15 protein-coding genes and 3 tRNA genes are annotated in these 13970 nt (G+C 56.6%); 5 read left to right on the top strand and 13 right to left on the bottom strand.

The features are described from left to right. Positions 1–66: 66 nt before the first annotated feature. From I6L46_RS08120 to I6L46_RS08095, 6 genes are all read right to left on the bottom strand, one after another. Positions 67–249: a hypothetical protein gene (locus tag I6L46_RS08120; protein WP_005337116.1), complete on the bottom strand. Its 183-nt coding sequence runs from the start codon at positions 247–249 to the stop codon at positions 67–69. 54 nt (positions 250–303) lie between these two features. Continuing rightward, on the bottom strand, positions 304–1629 hold the full coding sequence (gene rstB, locus I6L46_RS08115; RefSeq protein WP_216977837.1) for a two-component system sensor histidine kinase RstB: 1326 nt from the start codon (positions 1627–1629) through the stop codon (positions 304–306). 21 nt (positions 1630–1650) lie between these two features. Beyond that, a complete protein-coding gene (gene rstA, locus I6L46_RS08110) occupies positions 1651–2361 on the bottom strand; it encodes a two-component system response regulator RstA (protein WP_216977836.1) in 711 nt (236 codons plus the stop codon). 317 nt (positions 2362–2678) lie between these two features. Beyond that, positions 2679–2754: transfer RNA gene (locus I6L46_RS08105), tRNA-His, on the bottom strand. 52 nt (positions 2755–2806) lie between these two features. Next, positions 2807–2883: transfer RNA gene (locus I6L46_RS08100), tRNA-Arg, on the bottom strand. 37 nt (positions 2884–2920) lie between these two features. Beyond that, positions 2921–2997, bottom strand: a tRNA-Pro gene (locus tag I6L46_RS08095). 213 nt (positions 2998–3210) lie between these two features. Between I6L46_RS08095 and folD the strand changes: the two genes are divergently transcribed. After that, positions 3211–4065: a bifunctional methylenetetrahydrofolate dehydrogenase/methenyltetrahydrofolate cyclohydrolase FolD gene (gene folD / locus I6L46_RS08090; RefSeq protein WP_005337113.1), complete on the top strand. Its 855-nt coding sequence runs from the start codon at positions 3211–3213 to the stop codon at positions 4063–4065. A gap of 116 nt (positions 4066–4181) precedes the next feature. Here folD and cspD read toward each other — a convergent pair whose 3' ends face one another. Next, positions 4182–4400, bottom strand: coding sequence for a cold shock-like protein CspD (gene cspD / locus I6L46_RS08085; RefSeq protein WP_005300025.1), 219 nt, complete (start codon positions 4398–4400; stop codon positions 4182–4184). A 229-nt stretch (positions 4401–4629) separates the two neighbouring features. Between cspD and clpS the strand changes: the two genes are divergently transcribed. Then, positions 4630–4947: an ATP-dependent Clp protease adapter ClpS gene (clpS, locus tag I6L46_RS08080; protein ID WP_005337111.1), complete on the top strand. Its 318-nt coding sequence runs from the start codon at positions 4630–4632 to the stop codon at positions 4945–4947. A 59-nt stretch (positions 4948–5006) separates the two neighbouring features. Further along, positions 5007–7262, top strand: coding sequence for an ATP-dependent Clp protease ATP-binding subunit ClpA (gene clpA / locus I6L46_RS08075; protein ID WP_005337110.1), 2256 nt, complete (start codon positions 5007–5009; stop codon positions 7260–7262). A 68-nt stretch (positions 7263–7330) separates the two neighbouring features. Here clpA and infA read toward each other — a convergent pair whose 3' ends face one another. The 3 genes from infA to aat form a co-directional block, all read right to left on the bottom strand. Then, complete coding sequence (gene infA, locus I6L46_RS08070) at positions 7331–7549, bottom strand: translation initiation factor IF-1 (protein WP_005300033.1); 219 nt, start codon at positions 7547–7549, stop codon at positions 7331–7333. 68 nt (positions 7550–7617) lie between these two features. Next, complete coding sequence (locus I6L46_RS08065) at positions 7618–8334, bottom strand: arginyltransferase (RefSeq protein ID WP_216977835.1); 717 nt, start codon at positions 8332–8334, stop codon at positions 7618–7620. Further along, positions 8331–9038, bottom strand: a complete 708-nt coding sequence (aat, locus tag I6L46_RS08060; protein WP_204383427.1) for a leucyl/phenylalanyl-tRNA--protein transferase — start codon at positions 9036–9038, stop codon at positions 8331–8333. The genes I6L46_RS08065 and aat overlap by 4 nt, the downstream gene beginning before the upstream one ends. Before the next feature lie 19 nt (positions 9039–9057). Between aat and I6L46_RS08055 the strand changes: the two genes are divergently transcribed. Continuing rightward, positions 9058–9528, top strand: a complete 471-nt coding sequence (locus I6L46_RS08055) for a glycine zipper 2TM domain-containing protein (RefSeq protein ID WP_005337104.1) — start codon at positions 9058–9060, stop codon at positions 9526–9528. 108 nt (positions 9529–9636) lie between these two features. Here I6L46_RS08055 and I6L46_RS08050 read toward each other — a convergent pair whose 3' ends face one another. From I6L46_RS08050 to ald, 3 genes are all read right to left on the bottom strand, one after another. Continuing rightward, positions 9637–10884, bottom strand: a complete 1248-nt coding sequence (locus tag I6L46_RS08050) for a diguanylate cyclase (protein WP_005351207.1) — start codon at positions 10882–10884, stop codon at positions 9637–9639. A gap of 62 nt (positions 10885–10946) precedes the next feature. Beyond that, the gene (gene trxB, locus I6L46_RS08045) at positions 10947–11897 is read right to left on the bottom strand and encodes a thioredoxin-disulfide reductase (RefSeq protein ID WP_019445530.1); all 951 of its coding nucleotides are present in this window, start codon (positions 11895–11897) and stop codon (positions 10947–10949) included. Between the two features lie 185 nt (positions 11898–12082). Continuing rightward, positions 12083–13198 carry an alanine dehydrogenase gene (ald, locus tag I6L46_RS08040; RefSeq protein WP_005337098.1) on the bottom strand — a complete coding sequence of 372 codons (1116 nt, stop codon included), beginning with the start codon at positions 13196–13198 and terminating at the stop codon, positions 12083–12085. Between the two features lie 150 nt (positions 13199–13348). On the opposite strand from ald, the gene lrp reads away from it, so the two are divergent. Next, positions 13349–13840 (top strand): leucine-responsive transcriptional regulator Lrp, encoded by a 492-nt coding sequence (gene lrp / locus I6L46_RS08035; RefSeq protein WP_005300047.1) that lies wholly within the window; start codon positions 13349–13351, stop codon positions 13838–13840. Positions 13841–13970: the final 130 nt, after the last annotated feature.

The raw sequence follows: 13970 nt of genomic DNA, 5'->3' as shown, positions 1-13970 counted from the left end.
AAATTTCGGGAAGAGATGGAAAGGGAGGCGTCAGCCTCCCTCTGTGCTATCCAGTGACCGGTTGGATCACTTGGTTTTCGGTGCGACTTTGACGGCAGGGGTCTTGGCGTGGGTGGCTTTATGGTGTTTTTTCACCACCTTGGTCTGGGTCGCCTGCGGTGTGGCGGTCTTGGTCGGGGTGGCCGCCATGGTGAAACCGGAGGTGAGGGCGAAGACGGCAGCCAGGGTCAGGGGAATGATCTTTTTCATGTTCAATTTCCTTATTCGGGTTGATGTTATGGAGCGTTCTCCATGACAGTCATCCTATGACGGTTGCGGCGGCCCTTCAGTGAGCGGTTGGTGACGGTTTGTATCCAAATGTACAGGCAGGGTGAGGCAGAAGCGGGCGCCGTGGTCACTGGCCAGCAGCGCCACATCCCCTCCGTGATGACGGGCAATGCTGCGCACGATGGCCAGCCCCAACCCGGTGCCGCCGGTGCGACGATCCCGGCTCTGATCAAGGCGCACGAATGGTTCGAAGATCTGGGGGGCCAGCGCCGGATCGATCCCCGGCCCATCGTCGCTCACCTCCAGCAGATAGTTCTCCTGCAGCCGCGAGATGGAGAGGGTAACCTCGCTCTCGGCGTAGCGCAGAGCATTGCCGATCAGGTTTTCCACGGCGCGCGTCAACAGCCGTTGATCGCCGCACCAGGGCATGTAGCGTTGCGGCAGATCAAGGGTGAGCCTCTTCTCAGGTGCCAGCGCTTGCCAGTCGCCGAGATGCGTTTGTGCCCAGTGGCTGAGTTCAAGCTCGTCGCGCTGCAACGGCAGCTCGGGTCTATCCAGCTTAGCGTAGGTGAGCATCTCTTCGATCAGGGCGTCCAGCGCCCCCAGATCTCGCTCCAGCGCCTGCTGCTCCTGCTCGGCAGGGGCAGGATCGAGCATGGCAAGCCGATAGCGCAACCGGACCAGCGGGGTGCGCAACTCGTGGGCGATGGCATCGGTCAGTTGCTTGCGGCTGGCAATCATGGCCTGCAATTGGGTCGCCATTTGATCGAAGGTGCGTCCCACCCGGGCCAGACTGCTGCCCGGTGGCAGATTGGTTCGGCAAGAGAGATCCCCATCGCCTACGCGACGTGCGGTTTGCTCCAACTGCTGCAAGCCGCGCCAGTGGGGACGCAACCAGAGCAGAATGGGCAGGCCGAGGGATAGGCCGATCACCAGCAGCAGCCCCACATCGACCCAGTGCAGCTCGTGCAGGTAGGAGAGGTAGGGTACAGGGCCGACAATCAGCACCCGGTCGGTATCGGGGATGCGCTGCAGGAAGGTGTCATCCTCCTCGACGATGACAATGTTGCCGGCGGCCAGAAAGGCTTGATCATCGCTGGCCAGTGGCTGGCGCACCAGCTCGCCGATCTTGAGGGGGAGGGTAAACTGACTGCTCTGCTCGGCCAGCCGATCGGGCCAGCGCTCTGGCGGGGTTCTTGCCAACTCGCCGGTCAACAGGCCAAGAGAGCCCTGCATCATGCGTTCGAGATAGCGATCACCCGCCCGTTCGGCGGTCACCTGATAGACCACACCAACCAGCAGGATGGCCAGGGTGAAGCAGCCGATCAGCAACAGATAGAACTGGATAAAGAGGCGGCGCATGGCGGTGCTCCCGAAAGAGGGTTATTCCCAGGCGTGGGGGACGAAGAGGTAGCCTTTCTGGCGCACCGTCTTGATCCGGGTCGGGTTGTCGGGGTTATCACCCAGTTTGCGGCGCAGGCGGGAGATGGCCACATCCATGCTGCGATCCTGACCGTCGTACTCCCGGCCGCGCAAGCTGCGAAAGAGAGCTTCCCGTCCTAGGATCTGGCCGGCGTGACAAGCGAGTTCCCACAACAGATCAAAATCGGCGGTCGAGAGAGCAATGCTCTCGCCATCGAGCCGCACATCTCGTCCCGGACCATCCACCCGTAGCCGACCAAATTGCAGCTGCTGGGGAACGCTGCTGGTGGCTGCCGGTTGGGTTGATGCTTGCTGGTGCTGGCGAAACTGCACCCTCAGTCTGGCCAGTAGCACGGGGGGCGGGGTGGTTTTAAGGATGTAGTCGTTGGCGCCCAGCTCCAGACTCAGGATCTGGTTCATGTCGCTATCCAGCGAGGTGAGCATTACGATGGGGCCGTCGAAGCGCGGCCGCAGATCCCGGCAGAGGGACATGCCATCTTGCCCTGGCAGCATGATATCGAGCAGCACCAGATCGGGCTGTTCGGCCTCGATCCGGGCCAGCGCCATGTCCCCTCTGGGCTCGAGGATCACTTCCATATCGTGGCGGCCGAGCCAACTGCTGATGAGCTGGCCAATCTCGGGATCATCTTCGACAAAAAGAATGCGTTGCATAGAAAAGCTCCAACGGAAAGCAGGAGAGAAGAAGAACGATCAGCATATCAATGGTGCTTGGGAAATACAGAAAAAGAACCGGGCAGGCTGGTGCGTGTGGGAGTGTGGCTGTGTGTATCGATGGGGAGGCGCACATCGTGACAAATGGGCAGAGCCGCGTTTATCGATCTAGAGGATGATGGCCTTGTAGACAAGGCAAGGCTCTGTCGGGCGTAAAAACAAAAAAACCGGCCAAAGCCGGTTTTTTTGTGGTGTAGACCAGAAGGTCACTGCACCAGTCGATGGACATCCCCTTGCGGCGATTATCGACAGAATAATGGGGTGGCTGATGGGGCTCGAACCCACGACAACCGGAATCACAATCCGGGACTCTACCAACTGAGCTACAGCCACCGCTGAAATTTTCATCAACGCTCGCCAATCCAGAAGGATTGGGGAACATCAATGGCGCGCCCTGCAGGATTCGAACCTGCGACCCACGGCTTAGAAGGCCGTTGCTCTATCCAACTGAGCTAAGGGCGCTTTGTATCAACCCGTTTTGAGGACGAGTCGATGAACATGGTCGGTGATAAAGGATTCGAACCTTTGACCCTCTGGTCCCAAACCAGATGCGCTACCGGACTGCGCTAATCACCGAAAATCCCTGACCAGCATATCGACATGAGTCGTACTGGGCAACGGGCGGGCATCATAGCCAAGCGTAAGGGCCAGCGTCAACGACTTTTTCCCCCAGTAAATTCAAGTGCCTACTTATTGCCCGCTACAGGTATGGCGTGCGTCTGCCGCTAACATCCCGGCTAAAAAAATGCGACAATGCGCGGCAGTTGAACACATGGTGAGTGGAGAACGATGTCTGCCAAAATCATAGATGGAAAACAGGTTGCGCAAACGATTCGCAGCCAGGTCGCGGCGCAAGTCCAACAGCGGTTGGCGGCAGGGAAACGGGCTCCAGGGCTGGCAGTCATTCTGGTGGGGGCGGATCCAGCCTCTCAGGTCTATGTCGGCAGCAAACGTCGGGCGTGCGAGGAGGTGGGTTTTCTCTCCCGATCCTATGACCTGAGTGCCACTGCCAGTCAGGAAGAGCTGCTGGCGCTGATCGACCAGTTGAATGCGGATAGCCACGTAGATGGCATTCTGGTTCAGTTGCCGTTGCCGGATCACTTTGATACCACTCAGGTGTTGGAGCGGATCCAGCCTGACAAGGATGTAGATGGATTCCACCCGTATAACGTCGGCCGTCTGGCCCAACGTATTCCGGCGCTGCGCCCCTGCACCCCGAAAGGGATCATGACGCTGATCGAGACCACCGGCGTGAAGACGCACGGTCTGCATGCTGTCGTGGTGGGAGCGTCCAACATAGTGGGGCGTCCCATGACCCTCGAATTGTTGCTGGCGGGCTGCACAACCACGACCTGCCATCGTTTTACGCGGGATCTGGAAGAGCAGGTACGCCGTGCCGATCTGCTGGTTGTCGCAGTTGGCAAGCCCAACTTCATCCCTGGGGAGTGGATCAAACCGGGGGCACTGGTGATCGATGTGGGCATCAACCGTCTGGCTGATGGCTCGCTGGTCGGGGATGTAGAGTTTGAGACGGCGCGCAGCCATGCCTCCTTCATTACCCCGGTACCCGGTGGCGTGGGCCCGATGACGGTCGCCAGCCTGATGGAAAATACCCTGATCGCCTGCAGTGAATATCACGACTGATCATGGCTGGCGATAACCTGTGATCCCATGAGGAGGCAGGATTCGCCAGAAATCTGACAATAAAAAACCGGTTGCTCAGAGAGGAACCGGTTTTTTATTTATCCAACGGGCGTTATTTACATATTTTGTGCTTCGTTTGGCACAATCACAGAGGCGTGATTTCCTTTCGGCCCCTGTTGCAGTTCAAAATTGACAGCCTGACCCGCTTTCAGGGTCTTGTAGCCCTCCATTTGAATCGTGGAGTAGTGAGCGAAGATATCCTCACCGCCCCCTTCCGGACAGATAAACCCAAATCCTTTTGCGTTGTTAAACCACTTAACTGTGCCGGTTGCCATACTTCTACATCCTTTTATTGATTACCCAGAAGTCGTTGAGTAACCTGCGCCAGCCCTTTATAACTAGGGACATGGGCCCATAGCAGACGGGCGCAGATTAGCAAGTAACCAATCTAGTCTAACTTTTGAGCGAGTCAAGAAGTTGTTAACAGCTGATGTGATCTGGTTAACAAGTCTATTGACAAGCTTGTGTGAGACGGTAGTAATCTAGAGGTACCAAAGCGCGATTATGAGCAAGCAGAAAGAACTCTTTGCTAATGAAGAGATTGCAGAAGCAGAGAAAACAAAGCTGCAGCCGCCACCCATGTATAAGGTTGTGTTGAACAACGATGACTACACGCCCATGGAGTTTGTGGTGGAGGTGCTGCAAAAGTTCTTTGGTATGGATTTGGACAAGGCGACTCAGGTCATGCTGAGTGTGCATTATAGTGGTAAGGGTGTCTGCGGCATGTTTACCGCAGAGATCGCCGAAACCAAGGTTGTCCAAGTCAACACCTATGCACGTAACAACGAACATCCACTGCTCTGTACTATGGAAAAGGCTTGAATCTGATGACTTGATGGCGAGTGTGACACCACATTGTAGCTGTACTAGGGGAGGTGCCTATGTTGAATAAAGATCTAGAAAAGACGCTGAACGAGGCTTTCAAACTGGCCCGTGACGAGCGCCACGAATTCATGACCGTCGAGCACCTGTTGTTAGCCCTTCTGGATAACAGTTCAGCCCATGAGGCGCTGAGCTCCTGTGGTGCCGATGTCGAGCAGATGCGCAAGGAGATCCGCGCATTCATCACCCAAACTACTCCGCTCATACCGCGCGACGATGAAGATCGTGAAACCCAGCCGACACTGGGCTTCCAGCGCGTGTTGCAGCGTGCCGTCTTCCATGTGCAATCCTCCGGAAATACCGAAGTCAGCGGCGCCAACGTGCTGGTCGCTATCTTCAGTGAGCAGGAGTCACAAGCTGCCTATTTCCTGAAAAAAGCCGAGATCAGCCGTCTCGACGTCGTCAATTTCCTCTCCCACGGGGTGCGCAAGGACAGCAAGCCGGATCTCGGCAGCAATAACAATCCCGAGTCTGATGATGATGTTTCGGCCGCCCAGATCGAGAGCTTTGCCACCAACCTGAACCAGCTGGTGCTGGAAGGGCGCATCGATCCGCTGATTGGCCGTGATCAGGAGCTCAATCGTACCATTCAGGTGCTCTGCCGTCGTCGCAAGAACAACCCGCTGCTGGTGGGTGAAGCGGGCGTGGGTAAAACCGCCATTGCCGAAGGTCTGGCCTATCGCATCGTCAAGGGGGATGTCCCCGAGGTGATTGCGGGCAGTACCATCTATTCGCTGGATATGGGTTCTCTGCTGGCGGGCACCAAATACCGTGGTGATTTCGAGAAGCGCCTCAAGGTACTGCTCAAGCAGATTGAGCGTCAGGAAGGGGCCATCCTCTTTATCGACGAGATCCATACCATCATCGGTGCCGGTGCGGCATCCGGTGGTCAGCTGGATGCAGCCAACCTGATCAAGCCGCTGCTCTCCAATGGTTTGCTCCGCTGTGTGGGATCCACCACTTATCAGGAGTACGCCCAGATCTTCGAGAAAGACCGTGCGCTGGCCCGTCGCTTCCAGAAGATCGATATTGTCGAGCCGACTATCGATGACACCACTCGCATCCTGATGGGCCTCAAGAGTCGCTATGAAGCTCACCACGGCGTGCGCTATACCGCCAAGGCGATCCGGGCAGCTGCCGAGCTCTCTGCCAAGTACATCAATGATCGTCATTTACCCGACAAGGCGATCGACGTGATCGACGAAGCGGGTGCCGGTCAGCGGTTGCTGCCGGCGAGCAAGCGCAAGAAAGTGATCAATGTGCAGGAAATTGAGTCCATCGTAGCCAAGATCGCCCGCATTCCGGAGAAATCAGTTTCTTCCTCGGATAAAGAGGTGCTGAAGAACCTGGAGCGCAATCTGAAGATGGTGGTCTTTGGTCAGGATAAAGCCATCGAGGTGCTGACCGATGCGATTCGCCTCTCTCGTTCAGGTTTGGGTAACGAGCGTCGCCCGGTTGGTTGCTTCTTGTTTGCCGGTCCTACCGGTGTTGGTAAAACAGAGGTGACCCAGCAGTTGGGCAAGGCATTGGGTGTCGAGATGCTGCGCTTTGATATGTCCGAGTACATGGAACGCCACACCGTCTCACGCCTGATTGGTGCGCCTCCCGGCTATGTTGGTTTTGAGCAGGGTGGTCTGCTGACCGATGCGGTGATCAAACACCCTCATTCCGTCGTGTTGCTCGACGAAATTGAGAAAGCTCACCCGGACGTATTCAATCTACTGCTGCAGGTGATGGACAACGGCACCTTGACCGACAACAACGGGCGTAAGGCGGATTTCCGTAACGTCATTTTGGTGATGACTACCAACGCCGGAGTGCAGGAGACTCAGCGCAAATCGATTGGCTTCCAGCAACAGGATTTGAGCCACGATGCCATGGCGGTGATCAACAAGACCTTCAGTCCGGAGTTTCGCAACCGGCTTGATCACACCATCTGGTTCAACCATCTGGATATGACGGTGATCCATCAGGTGGTCGACAAGTTCATTGTCGAATTGCAGGTTCAACTGGATGCGAAGGGAGTTTCTCTCGAGGTGTCCGAGCGTGCCCGCCACTGGTTGGCGGAGAAGGGGTATGACAGAGCCATGGGCGCCAGACCGATGGGTCGGGTAATCCAGGAGCACCTCAAGAAACCCCTGGCCAACGAGATCCTGTTCGGTTCACTGGTTGACGGGGGAATTGTGAAGGTTGAGTTGGTAAATGACAGCCTCAGCTTTGATTTTCAGGTCAATGTTGAAGCTGTTTCCCACTAAGCGTCAGTGATCAGAAAACGACAAAAAACCCCAACCGAAAGGTTGGGGTTTTTTGCTGAATTCCTGGCTTAGCGAGAGCGGAAAACAATACGTCCCTTGGAGAGATCGTAGGGAGTCAGTGCTACCGTTACTTTGTCTCCAGTCAGGATACGAATGTAGTTTTTGCGCATCTTGCCTGAAATATGAGCGATAACCACGTGACCATTCTCCAGTTCCACACGGAACATGGTATTGGGCAGGGTTTCGAGAATAGTGCCCTGCATCTCAATACTGTCTTCTTTAGCCATTGAATCCTCTTGATAAGCCACAACAAAAAACCGCTGGATCATGCCGGATTTAAGGCTATGTGTAAAGTTTACTCGGGCTTGGTGTCGATATTTTTCCATTCCCCCTGAATTAACAGCTCATGAGGGAGATAATTGCGCTTGTAATTCATCTTGCGACACGCCTTTACCAGATAGCCAAGATAGAGCCAGCTTCGCCCGGTTCGCCTGGCCAGATCGAGCTGGCAGAGGATGGCAAAGGTGCCCAGGGAGCGATCGGCATAATCCGGATCGAAGAAGGTGTACATGGCACTCAAGGAGTGGGGCAGCAGGTCTGTGGTGGCGACACCGATCAGGCGGCCTTCCTTGCGCATCTCCAGGTAGAGCGGCGGCATCCAGTCACAATGGAGAAACCCGCGATACTGGCTGCGGTTGGGGGGATACATGCTGCCATCGTGGTGGCGCTCACGAATGTAGCGTTCGTAGAGCAGGTAATACTCGGGTTTGTCATCATAGCTCAGGACGATTTCGATATCCCTGTTGAGCTGGCGGATCCGCTTCTGGCCTCGGCTGGGACGAAAGCGTTCGCTGTGAATACGAAGGGACTGGCAGGCATGGCACGCCGGGCAGTGGGGGCGATAGATGTCGTTGCCACTGCGGCGAAAACCGGCAGTCAACAATCGCTCGTAACCGTTGGCGTTGAGCAGATTGTGATCCATCAGCACCAGCAACTGCTCCTGTTCATGGTCCAGATAACTGCAGGGATGCTTGGGGGTCAGCCCTACTTTTAGGATCACTTCTTCAGTCATAGGCTGATTTCCCCCTCTTGCCAGCAGGAAGCCAATAGTGGTTGATGGCCAAGGCGCGCCAGCTCAGCCAGAAAGCGGGCCCGTGGCCACTCCTCGATACCCAGGGTCGCCAGAAACGGGTTTTGCATCTGGCAATCGATGAGGGCGCCGCGATGGCGGGCGAAGTGGCGACAGAGTGCCACCATGGCAAGTTTGGCGCCGTTATCAATCCGGCTGAACATGGATTCACCGCAAAACAGTCGGCCGATAGAGAGGCCATACAGTCCCGCTTGCAGCTCTCCCCCTTGCCAGATCTCGATAGAGTGGGCATGACCCAGCCGGTGCAACTGCTGGTAGGCATCGATCATGGGTTGGCTGATCCAGGTGCCATCGGCAGTGCGACGAGGGGCGGCGCAGGCGGTAATGACTTCATTAAAGGCGCGATTGACAGAAATATCGAATGGGGTACGGCGGATAATCTTCTGCAGTGTCCGCCCCACATGGAGTTGGTCGGGACGGATCACCCCGCGGGGATCCGGTGACCACCACAGGGTCAGTTGGTGGGGTTCATTCCACGGGAAGATCCCCTTGTGGTAAGCTGCCAGCAATCTGGCAGGGGAGAGATCCCCGCCGATTGCCAGCAAGCCGTTGGGTTCTTCCAGCGCATGGCTGGGGTCGGGAAACCAGCAAAGCTCATCATCCAGTTGGGTAAGATAGCGAGACATAAGGCAACGAGGTTCATAGATGAAGGCCATTATCCTGATAGTATCCAGCTTGCTCTGCTTTGTCACGGCGCCCGCCGGGGCGGAGGTCTACCAGCGCAATACCGCGCGGCCGGTCAATCAGGTTGTGTTTGGTCAGGTCGAAACGGTGCGCAATATTACCCAGCGCCAGATCCTGGAGTCCGAGCACTCTGGCTGGAAGACGCTGGGTGGTGCCGTGTTGGGCGGTCTGCTGGGCAACCAGTTTGGCGGCGGTCATGGCCGTGAAATCGCCACCGCCGTCGGCGCACTCGCGGGGGCTGCGGCTGCGCAGCAATACCAGTCCGGGGGAACCGTGGTGGAAAACAAGCTGGTGGAGCTGCTGATCCGCAACGAACAAAATGCTCTTATCAACGTGATCCAGGATTATGATCCCGCCATGGTCTTTGCCAATGGGGACAAGGTGCGCATTCTCTACTTCGATGATGGGGTGCGGGTCGACAAGACTTACTGACTTTCGATAGTCTCGGTGATGGGGAGACTGTGGCAGGGAAGGAACCCGCAGACTCTCCTGCTGGAAAGTCTGTCGGGCGGTAATACACGGGACTGATGCCCTGAGGATTCAGATAGCTGTCTCTTGAGAGACTATCTTGTCGCGACCGGTGTTCTTTGCCTGATAGAGCAGCCGATCCGCTACGCTCAGCGCCTCGTCCATGGATATCCGCCCGACACTGATCACGCCGTAACTGGCGCGAACAAAGAGCGGGGTTTCCGGTGACAAGGGTTGCTGGCGCAGCTGCTGGCGCAGCCCTTCAAGACGCTTGATCAACACGGGGACGGTACAGTGAGGCACCATCATGGCAAACTCCTCTCCGCCAAACCGGGCGATCATGGCATCGGGGAAGAACTGGGTCAGTAGCCGGGTCAGATGGCAGAGCAGTTGATCGCCGATGGCATGGCCCCAGTGATCGTTGACCTGCTTGAAGTGATCCACATCGAGCACACAGAGTGCCAGAGGCGTCTGCTGGCGCTGATGCTCTTCAAACCATTTTTGCCCTTCGTTGAACCAGTAGCGCCGGTTGTAGAGACCGGTCAGGTAGTCACGATTGGCGGACTCCTGAATGCTGTTGAACTGCTCGAGGGCCTCTAGATTGTGGCTGACCCGACACTGCAGCTCTTCCGGCTCGAACGGCTGGTTGAGAAAGTCGTTGGCGCCTTGCTTGAGGTAGCGAGCAGAGAGACCGCGTTTGTCCGAGACCGAGATCCCGATAATCGCGAGCTGCTGCTTGCTGTATCGCTCTCTCAGCATCCGCACCAGACTGATGCCATCGATATCCGGCATATAGTAGTCGACCAGTGCCAGCCGGATGTCCGGGTGTTGCTCCAGCATCGCCATCGCTTCACGGGCATGACTGGCCTCATGCACCTGCAACAACTGCTTGCGCAACTGGGCCATGGTGCGGTGACGGGAGGTGCGTGAGTCGTCGACTACCAGCACTTCGATGGACTGGTTGAGATAGAGGCGGTGCACCAGACTGACGGCATATTGCAGCGAGTGGCGCGAATCCTTCATCACATAGTCCAGCACGCCGGTTTCCAGCCAGGCGGCACGTTTATCCTCGCTGATGTCGGCAGTGAGGATAACCACCGGCAAACCTCGAGCTAGCAGCTCGTTGACCGCTTCGCCACGGGGCGCATCCGGCAAGGTCAGGTCCACCAGCGCGACCACATACTCCTCTCCCCGACAGTGACGGGCGCCTTCGAGGGTATCGAAGGCGTCAATCTCGAGGCCTGTCTGCTGGGCAATGGCCTGAGTCAGCATACGGCGGATGGTCAGGCTATCTTCGACAATCAATATCTTCTGTTTCATTAGACTCCTTCAAATAAAAAAGGCATACCGACTGGTATGCCTTATATCACAACTGCGCTTATTTATTGCGCGTCGAGGTAGCGTTCGGCATCGAGGGCTGCCATGCAGCCGGTACCGGCAGAGGTGATCGCCTGACGGTAGTTGTGGTCGGCCACGTCGCCGGCAGCGAAGACACCTTCAATGCTGGTCTGGGTGGCAAAACCGTCGAGGCCGCCACGTACCTTCAGATAGCCGTTTTGCATCTCCAGCTGGCCATCGAAGATCTGGGTATTGGGCTGGTGGCCGATGGCGATGAAGACGCCCATCAGCGGCAGCTCGCTGGTGCTGTTGTCCTGAGTGTTGCGCAGGCGCACACCGGTGACTCCCATCTGGTCACCCAGCACTTCGTCCAGGGTCTGGTGGGTGTGCAGCACGATGTTACCGCTCGCGACCTTGTCGTGCAGACGCTTGATCAGGATCTTCTCGGCCCGGAACTCGTCGCGGCGGTGGATCAGGTGCACCTTCTTGGCGATGTTGGCCAGATACAAGGCTTCTTCAACTGCGGTGTTGCCGCCGCCGATCACCGCCACTTCCTGATTGCGGTAGAAGAAACCGTCACAGGTGGCACAGGCGGAGACGCCGCGACCCTTGAAGGCCTCTTCGGAGGGCAGGCCCAGATACTTGGCGGAGGCGCCGGTCGCGATGATCAGGGCATCGCAGGTGTATTCGCCGTTGTCCCCTTTGAGGCGGAACGGGCGCTGAGTCAGTTCGACACTGTTGATGTGATCAAACAGGATGCGGGTATCGAACTTCTCTGCATGCTCTTTCATGCGCTCCATCAGTGCCGGGCCGGTCAGGCCTTCCGGATCACCTGGCCAGTTCTCCACTTCGGTGGTGGTGGTCAGCTGACCCCCTTGCTGCATGCCGGTGATGAGCAGGGGATTGAGGTTGGCGCGGGCGGCGTAGACGGCCGCGGTGTAACCGGCCGGGCCTGACCCTAAGATCAGCAATTTGCTGTGAGTGACTTGGCTCATGATGTCATTTCCGGGATGTGATGAGTTTGCGCGATTGTAGGTAATTCGTGATCCGGGGTCAAAGGCTGGTGAGTCGATTGCACTAATCGTGTTCACAAGGGGTGACATGCAAAATAAAGGAATAAAAAAACCGCCCATCGCGGGCGGATTTTCACTCATCTCCAACTGGCGCAGGCCAGCGCAGATCAGTTCAGCAGGGTCAGGGGATCCGTGTAGGCAAGGCCATGTGCCACGGCCACTTCCTTGCAGGTGAGCTTGCCCTCCATCACGTTGAGCCCGTGCAGCAGGTTGGGATCGCTCAGCAGTGCCTGACGATACCCTTGCTGGGCCAGCTTGATAATAAAGGGGAGGGTGGCATTGTTGAGCGCCACGGTCGAGGTGCGGGCCACCGCCCCCGGCATGTTGGCGACACAGTAGTGCACCACCTCATCGACAATATAGGTTGGATCCTGGTGGGTGGTGGCGTGGGAGGTTTCCACGCAGCCGCCCTGATCGATGGCCACATCGACGATGGCAGAACCCGGCTTCATGCGCGCAATGTGGTCACGGCGGACAAGTTTTGGCGCAGTGGCACCCGGCACCAGCACACCGCCGATGACCAGATCGGCCGCCAGCAGATGGCGTTCCAGGGTCTCGCTGTTGGAATAGACCACTTTGGCCGCTCCCTGGAACTCGTTATCGAGACGGCGAAGGGTATCGACGTTGTTGTCGAGGATGGTCACATCCGCGCGCAGGCCAATGGCCATGCGGGCTGCATTGGAGCCGACCACGCCGCCACCGATGATCACCACCTTGGCCGGTTCGACACCGGGTACGCCGCCGAGCAGCACACCGCTACCACCGCGCGATTTTTCCAGCGCCTGGGCACCTGCCTGAATAGACATGCGACCTGCGACTTCCGACATGGGGGCCAGCAGGGGCAGGCCGCCACGGCCGTCGGTGACGGTTTCATAGGCGATACAGATGGCGCCGCTTTTCAGCAGGGCTTCGGTCTGGGGCAAGTCTGGCGCCAGATGCAGATAGGTGAACAGGGTTTGACCCGGACGCAGCATAGCACATTCGACAGGCTGAGGTTCCTTGACCTTGACGATCATCTCGGCTTTGGCGAAAACCTCTGCTGCAGAGGCCAAAATTTCGGCTCCAACAGCGATATAATCTGCATCGCTGAAGCCAATGCCGTTTCCGGCACCGCTTTGGACGAAAACAGTATGGTTTCGTGCTGTCAGTTCACGTACACTGGCCGGAACCATGCCTACGCGGTATTCATGGTTTTTTATCTCTTTAGGTACACCGATAATCATGCTATCCCTCGTCTATAGATTGGTGTTTCATGTTGCCAAAATGTTAACCAACATTTGCGCCTAGTATATTCAGGTATTGACAGGATTTGTGACCATAATTATAAAATGACTGGTGATTCTTACCAAAAAATAGCCAAAGGATGGAATAAAATGATGGAAGCTAAGAGTCGGCTAAAGGATTTGGACAGGATTGACCGCAACATTCTTAATGAACTGCAAAAGGATGGCAGGATTTCGAATGTTGAGTTGTCCAAGCGAGTTGGCCTGAGTCCTACACCGTGTCTGGAACGGGTTCGTCGCCTCGAGCGACAAGGTTATATCGAAGGATATGCCGCTATTCTGAACCCTCATTATCTGGACGCATCTCTGCTGGTGTTTGTAGAGATAACCCTCAATCGCGGGGCGCCTGATGTGTTTGAACAGTTCAACAAGGCTGTTCAGGTGCTCGAAGAGATCCAGGAGTGTCATCTGGTTTCCGGTGACTTCGACTATCTGCTCAAGACCCGAGTCAGCGACATGTCGGCTTACCGCCGTCTGTTGGGGGAAACCCTGCTGCGTCTGCCCGGTGTCAATGACACCCGCACCTACGTGGTGATGGAAGAGGTCAAGCAGAGCAGTCGTCTGGTGATCAGCACCCGATAAAGCAGGTTATGCCGTGGTATCTTTTCCATATGAGACACCATGACAGTCAGAAACGAGCGGCCGGTCCGCTCGTTTCTTCTTGTAAAGATAATTGCAAATATGGCCCCGTCCCATCAGGCTCTGGCTGACA

The organism is Aeromonas sp. FDAARGOS 1416 (assembly GCF_019048085.1).
Classification (GTDB): domain Bacteria; phylum Pseudomonadota; class Gammaproteobacteria; order Enterobacterales; family Aeromonadaceae; genus Aeromonas; species Aeromonas veronii.
This window is presented reverse-complemented; position numbering and strand designations above follow the sequence as displayed.